Origin of the sequence: Bradyrhizobium sp. 187, assembly GCF_023101005.1 — a bacterium.
In the GTDB taxonomy this organism is placed as follows: Bacteria; Pseudomonadota; Alphaproteobacteria; order Rhizobiales; family Xanthobacteraceae; genus Bradyrhizobium; species Bradyrhizobium canariense_D.
On record NZ_CP064693.1, the window covers coordinates 6,721,799 to 6,739,893 of the forward strand.

Sequence of the window (18,095 nt, forward strand, 5' to 3'; positions counted from 1 at the left end):
CGGGTTGATCAGCCCGTATTCTTCCCGGTCCGGCGAGGCGGCCCGAGATCCTAGCCGCTAGGGATCGGCAGCACCGGCATGATCTCGACGCGTTCGCCGGGGAAGATCGTGAAGTGCGGGTGGTTCTCGAACATCTTCGCCGCGGCTTCATGGGACGCTGCGCGCACCACGGTGAAGGCGCCCATCTCGTTGGCGATGTCGGCGATGCCCTTGCCGTCGACCTTCTTGGTCTTGCCGAGCGGGCCGCACATGGCCTCGATCGCGCCCTGGTGCTTTTCGACCCAGCCTTTCCACGCCGCCATGCCCTCCTGCTCTTTCGCCTTGCGCTCGGCCTCGGGCATCGCATTCCATGCGGTCCATTTGGAACTGGTCTTGCTGCCGAGGAAAACGGCGAGATAGGTGTCGGTGCTCATCGGTTCTCTCCTTTGGTGATGGATAGACGAAGCTGCGGCTATTTCTTCAGGTCGCCGAAACCGGCGGCCTCCCGCACGTCAGGCGGGAAGTCGCTCATCTCCTGCACCTGACGGATCTCGATGATTTCGTTCGGTGCGGCCGGACACCGCCTGGCCCAGGCGATCGCCTCGGCACGCGAGGCAACCTCGATCATCCAGTAGCCGCCCAGGACCTCCTTGGCCTCGGCGAACGGACCATCGGTCACGATGGGCTTGCCGGCCGCAAACGAGACGCGCGCGCCCATCGAGGGCGGGTGCAGGCCGTCGAGCGTGATCAGCACGCCGGCGTCCTTCAGCGCCTCGTTGTAGCGCATCATCGCAGCGACCCGCTCGGGATCGAGTTGAACGTCGGGCGCCGCGGTCTCGTAGCCGAGCGGGATCATCAGCATCATGAATCGCATGAGCACTCCTTGCGTGCTTTTTCGTTCGGGTTGCGCGCCGAGGCGCCACTCCGGATGGGCGGAGCGACGGCCCGGGCCGCCCACCCTCACCTCCAAGACGAAGGAACCTTGACGAAACCGACAGGTGACGAAAATTATTCTGGCGATTATTGGCTGGCCCTAGCGCGCCTGCGGCAGGAAACGCCCGTCCTGCCGGGCAGCGCCGAAATAGACGTCGATGCAGCGAATCTTGCCGCCGGCGAAGGTGAAGAACTCGGTGTTGCGAAAGCTCCTGCCATCTGTCGCCAGGCAGAGATAGGTGACGAAGGCCTCGTCGCCTTGGACGAAAATCCGCTCGATGTCGTGCCGCGCAATCCAGCCGGTGTCCCTCCAGCAACGCTCGAAATAAGCCGCCTTGTCGAGATCGTCGTCGAACGGGCTGGTGAAGCGAAAATCGTCCGCCAACGCGTCGGCGACCCGTTGCCGGTCGTTGCCGAGATAAGCGGCGAAAAGGTCTCGAATCTGGCGCTCGTGGTTGGACATTGCGGATCTCCCTGGCAATGATCCCCTGGAAGACGATCCATCGAGGACCGTCCCGACATCGTGCCTTCGAGTTAAGGCCTTCCTCGTCGGGACGAAAGCGAAGTAAAAAGAGGCTCGCGTTTGCGCGACCCAATCTTTCATAAGGACCGATCAGCCAATGCCCCCTACCCCGCACCGCGTTGCCCTCGTCACCGGAGCCGCGCGTGGCATCGGGCTTGCGACCGCGAAGAAGTTTTTGAGCGAGGGCTGGCGGGTGGCGTTGATCGACATCGAGGGCGAGTTGCTCGGCTGCGCGGTCGCCGAGATCGGCCGGGACGAGGCCACGCTGGCGTTGACCTGCGACGTCTCGGACGCAGCCGCGGTTGCCGCCGCGATGACGACGGTCGAACAGCGGTTTGGCCGGCTCGATGCGCTCGTCAATAATGCCGGCGTTGCCGTGTTCGCGCCGCTGATGGAGACGTCGGAGACCGATTGGCGGCGCGTGCTCGAGGTCAACCTCACCGGCCCGTTCCTCTGCACCAAGGCGGCGGTGCCGCTGATGCGCGACGGCAATGGCGGCGCCATCGTCAACATCACCTCGATCTCGGCAGTGCGCGCCTCGACGCTGCGCTCGGCCTACGGCACCAGCAAGGCCGGCCTCGCGCACCTTACCAAGCAGCTCGCGGTTGAGCTCGCGTCCCTCAACATCCGCGTCAACGCGGTCGCGCCGGGACCGGTCGACACCGCGATGGCGAAGCAGGTGCACACCAGCGAGATCCGCGCCGATTATCACGACGCCATTCCGCTCAACCGCTACGGCCTGGAAGAGGAACTCGCCGAAGCCATCTACTTCCTGTGCTCGGAACGATCGAGCTACATCACCGGACAAATTTTGGCCGTCGATGGCGGCTTCGATGCGGCAGGCATCGGCCTGCCGACGCTGCGCGGCGAGCGGAGGAACGGGTAGGCACCGCGTAGGTTGGCCTAGCGAAGCGTTACCACCTCTTCTCGTCGGCCTATCCTACGGACTCGAATTCGCGGAGGCTTCATGCGGCGCGTCACCTTTCTCAGGGCCCTGATCCTCGCATCCGCGCTGCTCGCCGCCACACCTGCCTCGGCCGAAATCCGCATCATCCAGTCGCCCGGTGGACAGGTCGGGCCGTTCCTCGATTTGTTCGAGAAGGTGCGCGAGAGCGGCGAGCGCGTGGTGATCGACGGTCCCTGCCTGTCCGCCTGCACACTGGTACTGAGCATCGTGCCGGGCGAGCGGATTTGTGTGACAAAACGCGCCGTGCTCGGCTTCCATGCGGCGCGCTCGGTCGATCGGCGCGGACGCTTCTACGCCGAGCCGGAAGCATCCGATGCGGTGCTTGCGGCCTATCCCGGCCCGGTGCGCGACTGGATCAGTCGCCGCGGCGGCCTCTCGTCGCGGTTGCTTCTGCTGAAGGGACGCGACCTCGCCGCGATCTATCCGCGCTGCCGGTGATGATCGACGGACGCGAGTGCCCGGCAAAATTGCGCCGGTCACCTGCTTCGAGAGCTCTAGTAAAAACTCTGGATCAACTCGGTCAATTCCATGCTCGCGCAGATGAGCATACCCCAAAGTGCAAAGTTGATCTGCAGCGCCGCCGCCATCGGTCGCTCCCCTTCCAAGTCCGCCCGCCCCAGTTTTTAGAATTTATGACGGAATAAATAACGATTCTGTCCCGGAGTTCACAGCCTAATATTGCGCCAGTTGTTGTGCGATGCGGTCCGCATCATTTCACGAAGCGGCCTCACTGCTCTCGCAATGTGGTGCGACAGCAGAATTCATATTCGGCCATGTCGGCCACGCGTTTCCCTTAGGTTCCATTTGAGCGGTGCGACGCAAGCTTCGGTAAGCGGACTTGGCGCGTCGCATACAACACCCAAGGGTCCGGCATGATCCGACACGGCTTCGTCTTGCTCACTTTTTGCGCAACGCTCATGGGATGCGTGGTCGCGCCTGCGCAGGATCGCCGTCCGATCGCATGGGACGGCCTCGGTCAGGATCCGAACCGTCCCTCCGGCATCAAGCGTCGCGTGGCGACCCAAGCTCCCGCGGCGAGTGATCCGAATCAGGAGCGGGAGAGAGTCCTCGGCACCTTGCGCCCGTACTCCCCGGCGTGGTGGGCAATCCATGACGAAATCGAAGCGGAGAATGACAGGCAGCTCGGGACAAAGCTCGTGATCTGTCCGCGCTGCGTTCCCTCCTCCCAGCCACCGAGCAATGACGTGACCGGATCGATCCGCTGAGGGGCACGCGGTCGACGCGACGTCCTCATGGGCGCCCCTCTCCCGCATCGTAGAGGAGAGGGGATCGCCGTTCAGCGCGTCAGGCGATCGCGCCTGTCACATTTCCTCGGCCGGGCAGTTCACCATCCAGGGAATGCCGAACTTGTCGACGCACATGCCAAAACCCTTGGCCCAGAACGTCTTGCTGAAGGGCATGGTGACGTTGCCCCCATCGGCGAGCGCGTTGAACTTGCGCTCGCCCTCCGCCGGGTCCGCGACCGTGAGCGAGATCGAAAAGCCCTGCGGCTTGTGAAAATGTTCGCTTGGTGCGTCGGAGGCCATCAGCACGCTGCCGTCGGGCAGCGACATCCGCGCATGCATGATCGTCTTCTCGCGGCCGGGCGCCGCAGCCATGTCCGGCGGTGCGTCCGAAGAACGCATCATGGCGTCGATCTTGCCGCCGAGAACCTTGGCGTAATAATTGAACGCCGCTTCGCAGGTGTCCTGATAGAACAGATAGGGATTGAGCATCGTTTCTCTCCTTTTTGCTTTGGTTCGGGGTGACGGCGCTACTTCTCGGTGAGCTTCTTCAGGCTGGCCAAGCCCGCCTCGAAATCCTTGCCGATCATGTTGTCCATGTTGACGAACACCTGCATGACTTTGGACAGGAACGGGGCCGGACCGGACATCGCCCACGTGACCAGTGTGGCATCGCCTTGCGGCACAAAGGTGAACTCGGCGGTGTTGTGGCCTTCGAAAGGCCGCTCGAAATCGAGCTTGATGCGTAGTTTTGACGACGCACTCGCCTCGAGGATCTCCATATGGCCGGCGCCGACATTGTTGTTGCCGTCCCAGGCATAGGTCGCGCCCTTGCCTTGCGCGGTGCCGCCAAACGCCCGCTTCATCGCAGGATCGCGGTTCTCGTAGGGGGACCAGGCCGTCCAGCGATGGAAATCGGCAACCAAGGGATAGACTGCATTGGCCGGCGCTTTCACGGCGAGGCTGCGCTCGACGCGGAATGTGTCGGGCTTCGTCAGGGCAAAGCCGAGCACGCCCACGATTCCGACCGCGAGCAGGATGGCGATGACGGCAATGGCTTTCAGCATGAATGGCTCCCTGGATACGCTCCTAGGACGAAGGGAGGGGACCGGGCCCGACAAGGCGAAGCGGAAAAATTTGTTATGCCCCAGGCAGGCGCTCCCTACTTCACCTTTGCGCCTTCGACCTTAGCGTCTTGCCTGGCGCCGCCATTGGCGCCCTTGGGCTGGCTGTCCCGGATCAGGCGATCGAGATGCATGCGGATGTGAGCGGCTTCTGCGGACGTGTTGGCGAGGGCGATGGCGCGGTCGAAGGCGATGCGGGCTTCGTCGTTGCGGCCGAGCTGCATCAGGAAGGCGCCGCGCACGCCATAGAAATGGAAGTAGTTGGCAAGCTTTGGCGCCAGCGGCTCGATCAGGTCGAGCGCGGCTTGCGGTCCGCGCACCTTGGAAACCGCGACCGCGCGGTTGAGCGTCACCACCGGCGAGGGCTGCACCACCTCCAGCGCACCATAGAGCAGGTCGATCTGCGCCCAGTCGGTCTCCTCAGGCGTGGAGGCGCGGGCATGCAGCGCAGCAATCGCGGCCTGGATCTGGTAGGGCCCGCTGCGGCGATGGCGTATCGCCTTGTCGATCAGCGCGAGGCCTTCCGCGATCATCGTGCCGTTCCACAGCGAACGATCCTGGTCGTCCAGCAGGATCAGCGAGCCATCCGCGGCAAAGCGCGAGGCACTGCGCGCATGCTGCAACAAGATGAGCGCCGTGAGTCCCATGATCTCCGGCTCGCTCTGGAACAGCCGCAGCAGCAGCCGCGCCAGCCGGATCGCTTCCTCGCACAGCGGCTTTCTGATTTCGGCGGTGTCGCCGCTCGCCGAATAGCCCTCGTTGAAGATCAAATAGATCATCGCCGCGACAACGGCGAGCCGCTCCGAGCGCTCGACCGCGCCCGGCGTTTCAAACGGCGTCCCGGCCTCCGCGACCTTGGCCTTGGCACGCGTGATGCGCTGCTCCATCGCCGCTTCCGACACCAGGAAGGCGCGCGCGATCTGCTTCACCGTCAGGCCGCAGACGATGCGGAGCGCCAGCGCGATCTGCTGCGTTGCCGGCAGCCCTGGATGGCAGCAGATGAACATCAGCCGCAAGATGTCGTCGCGGTAGTGCGAGCCGTCGAGCCGCTCGGCGAGCGCGCCCTCGGCGTCGTCGAGATCGGAGATCGCCTGGTCGTCCTCCGGCAGCGGCTGCTGCTTGCGGGTGCGGCGCACCTCGTCGATGGCAACGTTGCGGCCGACCATGATCAGCCAGGCGGCGGGATCGCGCGGCGGTCCGTTCTGCGGCCAGGTCTTCAGCGCGCGCAGGCAGGCGTTCTGGAAGGCCTCCTCGGCGGTGTCGAGATCGCGGAAATAGCGCAGCAGCGCGCCGACCGCCTGGGGGCGCGCCGAGGTCAGCGCGGTCTCGATCCAGGCGGTATCGGCTTCGCTCATTTCAGATTCCCTCCGGGACTGAACACGCCGACGGGGCGCACCTCGTAGGCGCCGCCGGGATTGGCGGCACCGAGGTCGCGGGCGACATCGAGTGCGTCATCGAGATTCTTGCAATCCACGATATAGAAGCCGAGCAACTGCTCCTTGGTCTCAGCGTAGGGGCCGTCGAGCACCAGTGGCGGGTCCTCCTTGCGCAGCGTCGCTGCCGCAGTGGTCGGCAGCAGCCGCGCCACCGGGCCGAGCCTGCCCTGCTTCGCGAGACCTTCCTGCACCACGGCGAGCTTCTTCATCACGGTCTCGTCCTGGTCCTTGCTCCATGAGCCGACGAAGTCCTCGTCGTGATAGCAAAGGATCGCATAAAGCATGGGCAGTACCTTCTCTGAGCGCTTGTTTTGAAGACGATCCAGTATGCCTTGCCCCGACATGGCTGCGGAAAAAAATTGCAAGAAAAATCCGGCAGATCGTGCCAAGGAGGGCCTTCAAAAGCGGAACTTAAAGAGGCACTTCGAATGACCGTTGGCACCCTGGCCGTCCTGATCAACAGCACGCAGCAGAACTGGCTGCCTGAGCGCTGGAAGGCCCGGTTCGACGCCGTCTGCGGCGGCCGCCGCGTGGTGCTGCTGCCCGATGCCGGGCTCGATCCGGCCGAGGTGCATTATGCCGCGGTGTGGAAGCCGGTGCCGGGCGACCTCGGCTCTTTCCCCAATCTGCGTGCGATCTTCAATCTGGGCGCCGGCGTCGACGCGCTGATGGCGGACAAGAGCCTTCCGAACGTGCCGCTGGTGCGCGTGGCCGTGCCTGATCTGACCGGCCGCATGACCGAATACGTCGTGCAGCACGTGCTGATGCACCACCGCCAGGAGCTTTATCTGCGCCAGTCGCAGCGCGAAAAGCGCTGGGAGCCGACCTATCAATGGCCAGCGAGCGCCGTCACGGTGGGTATCATGGGCCTGGGCACGCTCGGTACTGATGCGGCCGATGTGCTGCGGCGGCTTGGTTTCCGCGTCGCCGGCTGGAGCCGCAGCCCGCGTATCATCGCGGGTGTCGAATGTTTCCATGGCGCCGGGCAAATCGACGCGTTCCTGCGCACGACCGATATTCTCGTCAGCCTATTGCCGCTGACGCCTGATACACACGGCATCCTCAACCGCGACGTCTTCACCAAGCTCAACCGCAAGAGCCCGCTCGGTGCGCCCGTGCTGATCAACGCCGGCCGCGGCGGCCTCCAGAATGAAGCCGACATCCTGGCCTGCCTCGACGACGGCACGCTGGGCGCCGCCTCGCTCGACGTCTTCGTACAGGAGCCGCAGCCGGCGGACAGCCGGTTCTGGACCCATCCCAAGGTTTTGCTGACCCCGCACAACGCCGCCGACACCGACGCCGACGCGATCTCGGCCTATGTCGCCGAGCAGATCGCGCGGTTCGAGGCGTGTGGTGTGCTGGAGAACGTGGTGGACCGGACGCGGGGGTATTAGGCCGCACGCCTGAAAAAGGCACGACCGCTCCCTACCCTCCGTGTCGTCCTGGCGAAAGCCAGGACGACACCAGACTTCTTTGGTCACTCCGTCACCCCCGAAGGCACCCGCTCGGCCGGCATCCCGTTCACCCTCTCTTAGCGAGAAGTTGATAGGTCTCCTTAATCAACGCTCAACGAACGAGTCGGACATGCGCTTCACGCTCGGCCTCAGGATGCGGATCACGGTTGCGCTGGCGGTGACGGCGGCGGCGACCGCCCTGTTCGCCGTGCTCGGGGCGATGTGGATCATTTCCGGCATCATCGACCGGGCCGACCAGCGCGAGCTTCGCAGTCATTACGACGCGCTCCAGTCGCGAATTGCCGAGGAATCCCAGCGCGCCGCCGCCATGAGCGCCGTCGTCGCCGCGATGCCGGCAACGCAGGACGCGATGGCCAAACAGGATCGCAATGCCCTGATCAGCCTGTTCGGGCCGGTGTTTGCTGCGACCAAATCGGAGTACGGCGTCGAACAGTTCCAGTTCCACGTGGCGCCCGCGACCTCGTTCCTGCGCGTGCACTAGCCTGCTAAATTTGGCGACGACCTCTCGGGCTTCCGCAAAACCGTGATCATGGCCAACCAGGAGCGCAAGGTCGTGGTCGGCCTCGAGGGCGGCTTGGCTGGGCTCGGCATCCGCGGCGTCGTGCCGATCGCGCAAGGCGGCAAGCATCTCGGCTCAGTGGAGTTTGGCCTGACCTTCGGCCAGTCCTTCCTCGACGATTTCAAGACCAACCGCCATGTCGACATCGCCTTCCATCTCGCGGACGGCGGCGGCTTCAAGCTGTTCGGCGGCACGCTGAAGGGGAAGAGCTTCTTCGATGCGGCCGATTACGGCCGCGCCGCCGGCGGCGACTTCACGGTACGGCAGGCCAAGCTCGACACGACGCCGGTAGCGGCGCTGCTCGGACCGATCAGGGATTTTTCCGGCAAGCCGCTCGGCGCCGTCGAACTGGTGATGGACAATGCCGACTATGTGGCCTCCGCCGACCGTGCCTGGCTGCTGGCATTCGGCATCGCCGCGCTCGGGCTCGTGCTCGCCGCCATCGTCGGCTATCTCATCGCCCGCAGCATCTCGCGCCCGATCATTTCCATCACCAGCGTGATGCGCGAGCTGGCCGACGGACACCTCGATGTCACCGTCCCCGTCAGCAAGGCGAATGACGAGGTCGGCGCGATGGTCAAGGCTGTCGCGGTGTTCCGCGACAACGCCGTCAACTTCAACCGGCTCCAGGCCGAACAGGCCGACACTAAGGCGCAATCCGAAGCGGAGAAGCGACGCGCGTTCGCCGCGCTCGCCGACAATTTCGAAGCCAGCATCCGCGAGGTCGTCACCACGGTCTCCTCGGCCGCGGTCGAGATGGAGAACACGGCGCGCTCGATGTCTGATATCGTCGAGCGGTCGCGGCAGCAGACCGGCACGGTGTCGTCGGCCTCGGCGCTCGCCTCGGAAAATGTGCAGACGGTCGCTGCCGCCGCGGAAGAGCTGTCGTCGTCCATGACCGAGATCAGCCGGCGCCTTGCGCACGCGACCGCGGTGGTCGGCAAAGCCGCGAGCGACGGACGACGGTCGAACGAGCGCGTGCAAAGTCTGGCCGACGCCGCGCAAAAAATCGGCGACGTCGTCTCCTTCATCAGCGGCATCGCCGAGCAGACCAATCTGCTGGCACTCAACGCGACGATCGAGGCGGCGCGCGCGGGCGAAGCCGGCCGCGGCTTTGCGGTGGTCGCCTCCGAGGTGAAGGCGCTGGCAACCCAGACCGCCAAAGCGACCGAGGAGATCGGCGCCCAGGTCACGGCGGTACAAGGCGAGACCACCGGCGCAGTGGACGGCATCCAGTCGATCTGCGCAACGATCCAGGAGGTCGACGAGATCTCCGCCGCGATCGCCGCCGCCGTCGGCCAGCAGGGCACCGCAACGCAGGAGATCGCCCAGAACGTGCAGCAGGCAGCCGCCCGCACCGGCGAGGTCTCGCAAAACATCGCAGGCGTCACCGCCGGCATCGCCGCGACGGGAACAGCAGCGGAGGAGGTGCTGGGCTCCGCGATCGAGCTGTCAAAGCAATCGCAGCGGCTGCGCGACGAGGTGGACCGCTTCCTCGCGCATATTCGCGCGGCGTAGGCGGGCTACAGGGAGGAGCTGCGGCGCGACGGCGGCAACTCCGAATCTTCGCCAAACCAGATTCGGTGGCTAGGGGTCCTGGCTTTCGCCAGGACGACGTTAGCTCGCGCCACGCAACCGCCTAGCTCTTTCGTCCCACCATCACGTCGATCGCTCCCTTCACGATCGCCTCGAGATCCTTCCGCGACACGCGCGCGCGCGAACGAATGGCAATTGAGTGCACGGTCGCTGAAGCGAGCTGCGCCAGCACGGCGGGATCGGCGCTTTCGGGCAATTCGCCTTTCTCCTTGGCGCGGCGGAAGCAACTCGCAAACGCCTTGTCGAGTTCGTTAAGGCCATCGAGCACCATGGCGCGGATGTCGGGATCGCCGACCGCTTCGGAGGCCGCCGTGACCACGGTGAAGCAGCCGCGCGGGCCGGTTGCGCCGGACAGATAGATGTTCAGCGCGGAGGCGAAGATACGCTCCAGCCGCTGGCGCACGGGCATCTCCTGTCGAAAGATCTCCACCATGGATGCGCGCGCGTCCTCACGGTAGCGCTGATAGCTCTTGATGTAGAGCTCGCGCTTGTCGCCGAAGGCGCCATAGAGGCTCGGGCGATTCATGCCGGTGGCTTCGCTGAGATCGTCGAGCGAGGTCGCGGCGAAACCCTGCGTGCGGAACAGGTCGAGCGCCTTGCCGAGCGCGACCTCGGGTTCGTAGGCGCGCGGACGGCCGCGGCGCTTGGGCTCAGTGGCAGCAGCTGGCGGCTTCGATTTTTGTACCATTTCGCAATTTAATCCTTGACCAACTCCATAATATGCAAGACAGTACAAAAATCAATCTGGCCAGGTTGAGCGCCACTCCAAAAGTCACATCGAAGAATTGCCCAAGGAGGCTCAAGATGGATCTTTATTTCTCGCCGCTCGCCTGTTCGATGGCGAGCCGCGTCGCGCTGTATGAAGCCGGCGCCGAAGCCAATTATCTCGAAGTCGATCCGCCGACCAAGACGGTGCTGAGCGACGGCACCGACTTTCGAACCGTGAACCCGATCGGCCTGGTGCCGACACTGCGCACCGACGACGGCGTGGTGCTGACCGAGAACGCCGCGATCCTGCAATATATCGCCGACCGCTTCCCGCAATCGGGTCTCGGAGCCGCAGCGGGCATCGAGCGCACGCGACTGCATCAATGGCTCTGCTTCATCGGCACCGAGCTGCACAAGGGCCTGTTCATCCCGGTGCTCGACCGCAAGGCGCCGCAGGAGACGAAAGCCTACGCGCTGGAGAAGAACCTGTCGCGGCTGGACTATCTCGACAATTACCTGAAGGGGCGCGACTTCCTGCTCGACCAATTCAGCGTCGCCGACGCCTATCTCGTCACGGTCATCAACTGGACCATGGCGACGCCGCCGATCGAGCTCGCCAAATGGCCGAACGTGAAGGCCTATTACGAACGCCTGCGTCAACGGCCCTCGATCGCCAAGGCGATCGCGGAAGAGTTCGAGCTGTACAAGGCCGAGCAGGCGCGGAAGAAGGCCGCGGCGTAAGCTTTGACGATTGAGGCGCGCCGTCCCGGCTGAGCGGCCGGGACGGCGCAATCTATCCGTACAACACCCTCGGCAGGATCGTGACTATGCCGGGCCAGAGCGTCAGCAGCAGCACGAATCCGACCATGATGAGGAGATAGGGCATCGTGACGCGCGCGATGTAGCCGAGGCCGTCGTCGGTCAGGCCTTGGATCACGAACAGGTTGAAGCCGACCGGCGGCGTGATCTGGGCCATCTCGACCGCGAGCACGAGGAAGATGCCGAACCAGATCTCGTCGAAGCCCGCGCCCTTCACGATCGGCAGCACGATCGGCAGCGTCATCACGATCATCGAGAAGCCATCGAGGAAACAGCCGAGGATCAGATAAAAGATAATCAGCACCACGATCAGCATGAACGGCGATAGCCCCAAGCCCTTCACGAAGGCGGCGACTGCCTGCGGGATGCCGAGGAAGGCCGCGGCGTTGCCGAGGATCGAGGCGCCGAGCACGATCAGCGCGATCATCGAACAGGTCACGACCGAGCCGATCAGCACGTCACGCATCACCTGCTGCGACATCGAGCCCTGCGCCCAGGCGACCAGCGCCGCGCCGAACACGCCGACCGCGGCGGCCTCCGACGGCGTCGCCAGCCCGCCATACATCGAGCCGAGCACGCAGGCGATCAGGAACAGCGCCGGCGCGAGGTCCTTGAGCGCCGCAAACCGTTCGCGCCATGGCACTTGCGAGAGCTTGGCTTCCGCCTCCGGCACCATGCCGGGGTTAAGGGTCGTGTGCAGCATCACCCACCCCATGAAGGTGGCGGCCAGCAGCAGTCCGGGCAGCACCCCGGCCGTGAACAGTTTCAGGATCGAGACGTCGCCGAGCACGCCGTAGATGATCATGATGTTGGATGGCGGGATCAAAAAGCCGAGCGTGCCGGCGCCGGCGAGCGAGCCGATCGCGATGTCGCGGGAATAGCCGCGGCGCAGCAGTTCGTTCAGGGACATGCGGCCGATCACCTGCGTCGTCGCCGCCGACGAGCCGGAGATTGCGGCGAAGATGGTGCAGCCGATCACGTTCACATGCAGAAGACGACCCGGCAAAAGCCCCGCCCAGGGCGCGAGCCCCTGGAACAGAGAACGTGACAGACGGGTGCGAAACAGCAATTCGCCCATCAGGATGAACAGCGGCAGCGCCAGCAGTTCCTGCGTCGTCAAGATGTTCCAGGCGTATTGCGGCAGCAGCTTGTCGAGCGGGATTGAGCGGAACATCGCCAGCAGCAGCGTTGCGGTGAGCGCAAGCGTCAGGCCGATCCATACGCCGCATGCCAGAAGCGCAAACAGGATCCCGAAGAGAGCAATGACTTCGATGGTCATGGTATCCGGTGTCTGCTGGCTGGCGCGTGGGCGATCATTCGACGGGCGAGGCCTTCATGCGGTGGTCCTCCAGCGGCAGGCCGAGCACGGCCTGGATCACGCGCGCCAGGAACTGCAGCGTCAGCAGCAGCATGCCGAAGGTGACGACGGCCTGTGGAAACCACAGCGGGGTGTCGCTCGAGGTCGAGACCTGGCCGCGCACATAGGCGCCGAAGGCGAACTTCGCCATCGACGATGTCAGGAAGGCCATGAAGGCGAAGCCGGCGGCGGCCGACAGGATTTCGATCGCGCGCTGAAACGGAGCGGGGACGTTCTTCAGCAGCAGCACGACACGGATATGGCCGCCGACGCGCAGGGTCATGGCGGCGCCGAAGGTGAAGGACGCCGCCATCAGATAGGAGGAATACTCCCACGCGATCGAGATTGTGGGCGGAAAGAACGGCAGGAAGTTCGAGAGGAAGCGCGTTGCGACCTCGCACAGCATCAGCAGCGTCAGCATCAAGAGGCAGCCGCCACCGATCCAGCCGTCCAGCCGGCCAAGACGGTCGATGCCGTCGAGCAGGATGCGCAGCGGCTCCGGCGCCGCCGCGTTGAGACTATGGGACGACGCAGGCAAAACATCCGCCACTGCAAGTCCTCAGCGCTTCATTTCCGCGAGATAGGCCCGCACCGGCTTGTCGGCCGCCGGCACGCGCTTGACGAAAGCGTCGAGCTGCGGCGCGGTCTTGGCGCGAATGTCCGTGATCATGGCATCCGAGACCGGCACCACCTCCATGCCGCCTTCCTTGAGCCGGTTGAGGCTGTCGACGTCCGCCTTGAGCGAGTTCGCCCAGAAGCCCGGCTCCATCTTCGCGGCAATGCCGGCGACGAGCTGCTGCTGATCGGCACTCAGCGCCTTCCAGGAATCGAGGTTGACGGTGAGCATCTGCGACGACCAGACGTGGTTGGTCGGGTAGATGTATTTCAGGAATTCCCAGAATTTTCCGTCGACGCCCGACACCGACGAGGTGGATACGCCGGAGACCGCGCCCGACGCCAGCGCCGGGATGGTCTCGCCCCACGGAATCATCACCGGCGCCATGCCGACCACGGCCAGCATGTCGACGGCGTTCTTGTCGGGCACGCGGATCTTGATGTTCTTCAAGCCGTCGACATCGGCGACCTTGACCTTGAGATGCAGATATTGCGTCGGCCAGGGCACGATGTAGAGGATCTTCTGGTTGTTGCGCGCGGCGACCTTCTCGTATTCGGGCCGCACGTATTTGTGCAGCACCTTCAATTCGTCCATGGAGCCGCAGAGAAAGGGAATGCTTTCGACGCCCATGAAGGGTTCGTCGCCGACCTGCTGAATATTGAGGACGTCGGCGAGCGGCACCAGACCGTCGCGGACGGCGCGCAGATGCTCGGGGCCCTTGAAGCCGAGCTGTCCACCGGCCTTCACGGTGATCGCGACCGAGCCAGCCGTCTGCTTCTTCACCTCTTCCGCGAAGGCAAACGCGTTCTGGGTGTGGAAATTGCCGTCGGGCCATACCGTCGACATGTCCCAGCTTACCGTCGCCGCTCGCGCGCGGGTCGAGATGTGGCCGGCTGCGAGCAGCGTCGCTGCGCCCGCGGTAAAAGTCCGTCGCGTGATCATTGAGCCCCTCCGTTTGCTACGCGCACGACGCCTGAAGCGTCATCGCGTGTGCCCATAAATTTCAACCGCATTGTCGGCAGACACGAGGCCGCTTTCGATGTCGTCGTTGACGGCTGTCGGCGCGCGCTCCCGGGGATCGCCGATGCCGGCGCCGCCTGGTGTCAGCACCACCAGCCGGTCGTCCGGCGGCACCTGCTGAAAGCCTTTTCCACGCAGCTTCTTGCCGGACTTCAGGCCGACATAGCCGGCCTCGCCGTTCTTGCCGCCATCACGTCCGCGTGGCGGATGATCGATGCGATCGAATGCCGCCAGGATGTCGAACGGCCCATCGACACCGCTGCCGACCTCGATGATCTGGCCGAGGCCCCCGCGGGTTCGCCCTGCCCCGCCGGAATCCGGACGCAGTTCCTTGCGCCAGAAGATCAGCGGCGTCTGCGTCTCGGCGATCTCAACCGGCGTGCCGCGCACGCCGCTGGGATAGGCGGTCGCCGACAGCCCGTCCTTCGCGAAGCGCGCGCCGGTCCCGCCATTGGAGGTCACCGCCATCGAAAATCCGTAATTGCCGCCGGCGCCCGAGCGGGTCTGGCCGCGCACGTTGAGATTCCACAGGCACGAGGTGCCTTCCGCGGGCACGCGCTCGGGAATGATCTGGCGCAGGCAGCCGAACACGACATCGGGCAGCATCTGGCCGATGATGTGGCGCGAGGCGACCGGCGCCGGCTTTGGCGCATTGAGGATCGCGCCTTTGGGAGCCGACACCGTCAGTGGCGAGAGCGAACCGGCATTGTTCGGAATCTGGGAGGCGACGACGCAGCCGAGACCGAACACGGTGTAAGCGATGGTGTAGGACAGAGGCACGTTGATGCCGAACCTGGACGCGGCCGAGGTGCCGTCGAAGTCGACGTGGATGCCTTCGTCCGAGATCGTCAGCACGGCGGCCAGCGTGACCGGCTCATCATAGCCGTCGACCACCATGGTGTTGCGCCAGCTGCCTTTCGGCAGTTTGGCGATCTCGGCCAGCACGGCCTCGCGCGAGCGGTCGCAGATGTAGTCGCCGAGCGCATCGAGCGAGTCGATGCCGAACTCGGTCATCATCTCGACCAGGCGCTCGCAGCCGACGTCGTTGCAGCCGGCGAGCGAATAGGTATCGCCCTCGGTGTCGATCGGCAGCCGCGTGTTGGTGCGGATCATCGCCATCAGCGTCTCGTTGACGACGCCCTGGTCGATCAGCTTCAGCATGGGGATGTAGAGCCCCTCCATGAACACGTCGGTGGCGTCGGGTCCGAAGCCGATGCCGCCGATGTCCATGAGATGGCTGGTGCAGGAAAACAGCGCGACCGGCTTGCCGTCCTTGAAGCAGGGCGTGGTGACGACGAAATCGTTGAGATGGCCGGTGCCCATCCAGGGATCGTTGGTGATGTAGGCGTCGCCCTCCTTCATCGTCTCGATCGGAAAGTGGGCGATGAAGTGCTTGACCGATTCCGCCATCGAGTTGACGTGGCCGGGCGTGCCGGTCACCGCCTGCGCCAGCATCCGTCCCTTGAGGTCGAACACGCCGGCCGAGAGGTCGCCGCATTCGCGCACGATCGGGCTGAAGGCCGTGCGGAGCAGCACCTGCGCCTGCTCCTCGACCACGGCGATCAGCCGGTGCCACATGATCTGAAGGTCGATCAGGCTCGCGCCGCTTGCCTTGCTCATGATCAGGCCGCCTTCCGTTCCATGACGATGCTGCCGGCACCGTCGATATGGGCATCAAAACTGTTGGAGACGAACGTCGAGGTCTCGTCCTCCGCGATCACGGCGGGACCTGCAATCGTCGCGCCTGGCGCCATGTCCTCGCGGCGATAGAGCGGGATCTCGATCACCTCCCCGACCCGGCCATCGAAGAACTTGCGGCTGCCGGTCGCCTTCCCGGCGGGCTTGCGCGTAACGGCCGCGACAATAGGCGGATTGCGCGCCTCGGTCGTCGCAAGCACCGACCAGCTCAAGACCTCGATCGCCGCACCCGGGATCGGCCGCTCGAACATCACCGCATAATCCGCCTCGAACTTCTGACGCAGGCCGGCCAGATCGGCCGTCGCCAGCCGCCGGTTCGGCAGTTCGATCGAGATCTCATGGCCTTGACCGACATAGCGCATGAAGGCCGCGCGGCGCTCGCGGACCGGCGCGCCTGCCGCACCCGTCTCGACCAGCGCACGCGCTTCGGTCACCATCTCCTGGAGCAGATCGGAGACCCCTTCGGTGTCGAAATCGTCGAGCCGCACATGACGGCTGCGCACCAGCTCGTAGGCGATCGGAGCCGCGAGGAAGCCAACGGCCGAGCCGACGCCGGCATTGGAAGGAACGATCACGCGGGAGACACCGATCTTCTCGGCGACGCGCGCCGCATGCAGAGGCGCCGCGCCGCCGAAGGCGATCAGCGTGTGCTGACCGACAATCTCACCGCGCTCGACCGCATGCACGCGCGCCGCGCTCGCCATGTTCTCGCAGACGACCTCGTGCACGGCATAGGCCGCAGTCTCTGCCGACAGACCCAGCGGCTCGCCGACGCTGCGCAGCAGCGCCTGCTTCGAGAGTTCAGGGTCGAGCTTGATCGTGCCACCCGCGAAGTCGTCCGGATCGATCATGCCGAGCGCGACGTCGGCATCCGTCACGGCCGGGCGCAGGCCGCCGCGGCCGTAGCAGGCGGGCCCGGGCTCCGACGAGGCACTCTCAGGACCGACCGTGACGCGCTTCATCGCATCGACATGGGCGATCGAGCCGCCGCCGGCGCCGATCTCGACCATCTCGATCACGGGAATCCGCACCGGCAGACCCGAACCTTTCAGGAAGCGCGCTGCGCGATCGACCTCGAACACGCGCGAGGTCTCGGGCTGGTATTTTTCGATCAGACAGATCTTTGCCGTGGTACCGCCCATATCGAAGGACAGCACCTTGCTCTCGCCGAGACGCGCCGCGATCTGCGCCGCGAAAATGGCGCCGCCGGCAGGACCGGATTCGACGAGGCGCACCGGAAAGCGCCGCGCCGTCTCGATCGAGGTGACACCGCCGCCGGAGGTGACGAGATAGATCGCGCCGCGGTACTGCTCGACCTGCAAGGCGTCGGACATGCGAGCGAGATAACCATCGATTAGCGGCTGCACATAGGCGTTGGCCACTGCAGTCGATGTGCGCTCATATTCGCGGATCTCCGGGCACACCGCGGACGATACGGTCACGGAAATGCCGGGCATCTCCTCACTGATGATCGCGGCCGTGCGGCGCTCGTGCTCGGGATTGGCGTAGGAGTGCAGGAACGCGATTGCGACGCTCTCGACGTTCAGCGCGCGCAATCTTGGCGCGAGCGCGCGCACCGCCGCTTCGTCCAACGGGAGGCGGACGGCGCCATGCGCGTCGATGCGCTCGGGCACGGTGAAGCGCAAAGATCGCGGCGCCAGCGGCTTCGGCTTGTCGATGGAGAGGTCATACTGGTCGTAGCGGCTCTCGGTGCCGATATCGAGCACGTCGCGAAAGCCCTCGGTCGCGATCAACGCCGTCTTGGCGCCGCGACGCTCGATGATGGCGTTGGTCGCGAGCGTCGTGCCGTGAATGAAGACGTCGATGTCGCTGATATAGGCGCGCGCATCAGCGAGAATGAGCCGCATGCCGTCCAGCACCGCCTCTTCCGGCCGCTGCGGCGTCGTCAGCAATTTGCGCGTCTTGCGCACCTCGCCCACGTCCAGCACGATGTCGGTGAACGTGCCACCGATATCGACGGCAAGCCGCACCTCGGCTCCCTCAAGCATTCCAAACTCTCCGTGCTGATCGTCAAGACCGA

Annotated in this window: 18 protein-coding genes and 1 pseudogene; 6 read left to right on the forward strand and 13 right to left on the reverse strand. The window is 64.9% G+C overall.

The genetic code is table 11. From position 1 onward, the window contains the following. Positions 1–50: 50 nt before the first annotated feature. The 3 genes from IVB19_RS32490 to IVB19_RS32500 form a co-directional block, all read right to left on the reverse strand. Entirely contained in the window at positions 51–413 is a 363-nt protein-coding gene (locus IVB19_RS32490; protein ID WP_247820758.1) for a hypothetical protein, read from the reverse strand. A gap of 38 nt (positions 414–451) precedes the next feature. Beyond that, entirely contained in the window at positions 452–853 is a 402-nt protein-coding gene (locus IVB19_RS32495; protein WP_247294054.1) for a YciI family protein, read from the reverse strand. A gap of 159 nt (positions 854–1,012) precedes the next feature. Beyond that, positions 1,013–1,375 carry a nuclear transport factor 2 family protein gene (locus IVB19_RS32500; RefSeq protein WP_018453781.1) on the reverse strand — a complete coding sequence of 121 codons (363 nt, stop codon included), beginning with the start codon at positions 1,373–1,375 and terminating at the stop codon, positions 1,013–1,015. 157 nt (positions 1,376–1,532) lie between these two features. On the opposite strand from IVB19_RS32500, the gene IVB19_RS32505 reads away from it, so the two are divergent. The 3 genes from IVB19_RS32505 (at position 1,533) to IVB19_RS32515 (ending at position 3,628) form a co-directional block, all read left to right on the forward strand. Next, positions 1,533–2,321 (forward strand): SDR family NAD(P)-dependent oxidoreductase, encoded by a 789-nt coding sequence (locus IVB19_RS32505; RefSeq protein WP_018453780.1) that lies wholly within the window; start codon positions 1,533–1,535, stop codon positions 2,319–2,321. Between the two features lie 81 nt (positions 2,322–2,402). Next, positions 2,403–2,840, forward strand: a complete 438-nt coding sequence (locus IVB19_RS32510; RefSeq protein ID WP_018453779.1) for a hypothetical protein — start codon at positions 2,403–2,405, stop codon at positions 2,838–2,840. Between the two features lie 434 nt (positions 2,841–3,274). Continuing rightward, positions 3,275–3,628, forward strand: a complete 354-nt coding sequence (locus IVB19_RS32515) for a hypothetical protein (protein WP_018453777.1) — start codon at positions 3,275–3,277, stop codon at positions 3,626–3,628. Between the two features lie 96 nt (positions 3,629–3,724). Here the strand turns inward: IVB19_RS32515 and IVB19_RS32520 are convergent, their stop codons facing one another. The 4 genes from IVB19_RS32520 to IVB19_RS32535 form a co-directional block, all read right to left on the reverse strand. Beyond that, positions 3,725–4,138, reverse strand: a complete 414-nt coding sequence (locus IVB19_RS32520; protein WP_204512222.1) for a VOC family protein — start codon at positions 4,136–4,138, stop codon at positions 3,725–3,727. A 38-nt stretch (positions 4,139–4,176) separates the two neighbouring features. Next, a complete protein-coding gene (locus IVB19_RS32525) occupies positions 4,177–4,713 on the reverse strand; it encodes an SRPBCC family protein (protein ID WP_018453775.1) in 537 nt (178 codons plus the stop codon). Positions 4,714–4,808: 95 nt separating this feature from the next. Next, positions 4,809–6,125 (reverse strand): RNA polymerase sigma factor, encoded by a 1,317-nt coding sequence (locus IVB19_RS32530; RefSeq protein ID WP_018453774.1) that lies wholly within the window; start codon positions 6,123–6,125, stop codon positions 4,809–4,811. Beyond that, positions 6,122–6,490, reverse strand: coding sequence for a YciI family protein (locus tag IVB19_RS32535; RefSeq protein ID WP_026232592.1), 369 nt, complete (start codon positions 6,488–6,490; stop codon positions 6,122–6,124). The genes IVB19_RS32530 and IVB19_RS32535 overlap by 4 nt, the downstream gene beginning before the upstream one ends. A 144-nt stretch (positions 6,491–6,634) precedes the next feature. On the opposite strand from IVB19_RS32535, the gene IVB19_RS32540 reads away from it, so the two are divergent. Continuing rightward, a complete protein-coding gene (locus IVB19_RS32540) occupies positions 6,635–7,600 on the forward strand; it encodes a 2-hydroxyacid dehydrogenase (RefSeq protein ID WP_018453772.1) in 966 nt (321 codons plus the stop codon). 190 nt (positions 7,601–7,790) lie between these two features. After that, positions 7,791–9,758 (forward strand): annotated as a pseudogene (locus IVB19_RS40530) (methyl-accepting chemotaxis protein). A gap of 121 nt (positions 9,759–9,879) precedes the next feature. Here IVB19_RS40530 and IVB19_RS32555 read toward each other — a convergent pair. Next, a complete protein-coding gene (locus IVB19_RS32555; protein ID WP_018453770.1) occupies positions 9,880–10,524 on the reverse strand; it encodes a TetR/AcrR family transcriptional regulator in 645 nt (214 codons plus the stop codon). A 116-nt stretch (positions 10,525–10,640) separates the two neighbouring features. On the opposite strand from IVB19_RS32555, the gene IVB19_RS32560 reads away from it, so the two are divergent. Then, positions 10,641–11,285 carry a glutathione binding-like protein gene (locus IVB19_RS32560; RefSeq protein WP_018453769.1) on the forward strand — a complete coding sequence of 215 codons (645 nt, stop codon included), beginning with the start codon at positions 10,641–10,643 and terminating at the stop codon, positions 11,283–11,285. Between the two features lie 52 nt (positions 11,286–11,337). Here the strand turns inward: IVB19_RS32560 and IVB19_RS32565 are convergent, their stop codons facing one another. From IVB19_RS32565 to IVB19_RS32585, 5 genes are read right to left on the reverse strand one after another with little or no spacing between them, the layout of a single operon-like run. After that, positions 11,338–12,642: a TRAP transporter large permease gene (locus IVB19_RS32565; RefSeq protein WP_018453768.1), complete on the reverse strand. Its 1,305-nt coding sequence runs from the start codon at positions 12,640–12,642 to the stop codon at positions 11,338–11,340. A 34-nt stretch (positions 12,643–12,676) separates the two neighbouring features. Beyond that, entirely contained in the window at positions 12,677–13,270 is a 594-nt protein-coding gene (locus tag IVB19_RS32570; protein WP_018453767.1) for a TRAP transporter small permease subunit, read from the reverse strand. Positions 13,271–13,279: 9 nt separating this feature from the next. Beyond that, a complete protein-coding gene (locus IVB19_RS32575; RefSeq protein WP_018453766.1) occupies positions 13,280–14,278 on the reverse strand; it encodes a TRAP transporter substrate-binding protein in 999 nt (332 codons plus the stop codon). Positions 14,279–14,317: 39 nt separating this feature from the next. Then, positions 14,318–15,976 carry a hydantoinase B/oxoprolinase family protein gene (locus tag IVB19_RS32580; protein WP_018453765.1) on the reverse strand — a complete coding sequence of 553 codons (1,659 nt, stop codon included), beginning with the start codon at positions 15,974–15,976 and terminating at the stop codon, positions 14,318–14,320. 2 nt (positions 15,977–15,978) lie between these two features. Continuing rightward, positions 15,979–18,063 (reverse strand): hydantoinase/oxoprolinase family protein, encoded by a 2,085-nt coding sequence (locus IVB19_RS32585; protein WP_018453764.1) that lies wholly within the window; start codon positions 18,061–18,063, stop codon positions 15,979–15,981. Between the last annotated feature and the right edge of the window lie 32 nt (positions 18,064–18,095).

What these genes read in the sequence shown, in the direction of transcription:
- IVB19_RS32555 (WP_018453770.1), bottom strand. Translation starts at nt 10,524, where the DNA reads ATGGTACAAAAATCGAAGCCGCCAGCTGCTGCCACTGAGCCCAAGCGC.
- IVB19_RS32490 (WP_247820758.1), bottom strand. Translation starts at nt 413, where the DNA reads ATGAGCACCGACACCTATCTCGCCGTTTTCCTCGGCAGCAAGACCAGT.
- IVB19_RS32505 (WP_018453780.1), top strand. Translation starts at nt 1,533, where the DNA reads ATGCCCCCTACCCCGCACCGCGTTGCCCTCGTCACCGGAGCCGCGCGT.
- IVB19_RS32520 (WP_204512222.1), bottom strand. Translation starts at nt 4,138, where the DNA reads ATGCTCAATCCCTATCTGTTCTATCAGGACACCTGCGAAGCGGCGTTC.
- IVB19_RS32535 (WP_026232592.1), bottom strand. Translation starts at nt 6,490, where the DNA reads ATGCTTTATGCGATCCTTTGCTATCACGACGAGGACTTCGTCGGCTCA.
- IVB19_RS32540 (WP_018453772.1), top strand. Translation starts at nt 6,635, where the DNA reads ATGACCGTTGGCACCCTGGCCGTCCTGATCAACAGCACGCAGCAGAAC.
- IVB19_RS32530 (WP_018453774.1), bottom strand. Translation starts at nt 6,125, where the DNA reads ATGAGCGAAGCCGATACCGCCTGGATCGAGACCGCGCTGACCTCGGCG.
- IVB19_RS32495 (WP_247294054.1), bottom strand. Translation starts at nt 853, where the DNA reads ATGCGATTCATGATGCTGATGATCCCGCTCGGCTACGAGACCGCGGCG.
- IVB19_RS32500 (WP_018453781.1), bottom strand. Translation starts at nt 1,375, where the DNA reads ATGTCCAACCACGAGCGCCAGATTCGAGACCTTTTCGCCGCTTATCTC.
- IVB19_RS32565 (WP_018453768.1), bottom strand. Translation starts at nt 12,642, where the DNA reads ATGACCATCGAAGTCATTGCTCTCTTCGGGATCCTGTTTGCGCTTCTG.
- IVB19_RS32515 (WP_018453777.1), top strand. Translation starts at nt 3,275, where the DNA reads ATGATCCGACACGGCTTCGTCTTGCTCACTTTTTGCGCAACGCTCATG.
- IVB19_RS32580 (WP_018453765.1), bottom strand. Translation starts at nt 15,976, where the DNA reads ATGAGCAAGGCAAGCGGCGCGAGCCTGATCGACCTTCAGATCATGTGG.
- IVB19_RS32510 (WP_018453779.1), top strand. Translation starts at nt 2,403, where the DNA reads ATGCGGCGCGTCACCTTTCTCAGGGCCCTGATCCTCGCATCCGCGCTG.
- IVB19_RS32575 (WP_018453766.1), bottom strand. Translation starts at nt 14,278, where the DNA reads ATGATCACGCGACGGACTTTTACCGCGGGCGCAGCGACGCTGCTCGCA.
- IVB19_RS32525 (WP_018453775.1), bottom strand. Translation starts at nt 4,713, where the DNA reads ATGCTGAAAGCCATTGCCGTCATCGCCATCCTGCTCGCGGTCGGAATC.
- IVB19_RS32560 (WP_018453769.1), top strand. Translation starts at nt 10,641, where the DNA reads ATGGATCTTTATTTCTCGCCGCTCGCCTGTTCGATGGCGAGCCGCGTC.
- IVB19_RS32585 (WP_018453764.1), bottom strand. Translation starts at nt 18,063, where the DNA reads ATGCTTGAGGGAGCCGAGGTGCGGCTTGCCGTCGATATCGGTGGCACG.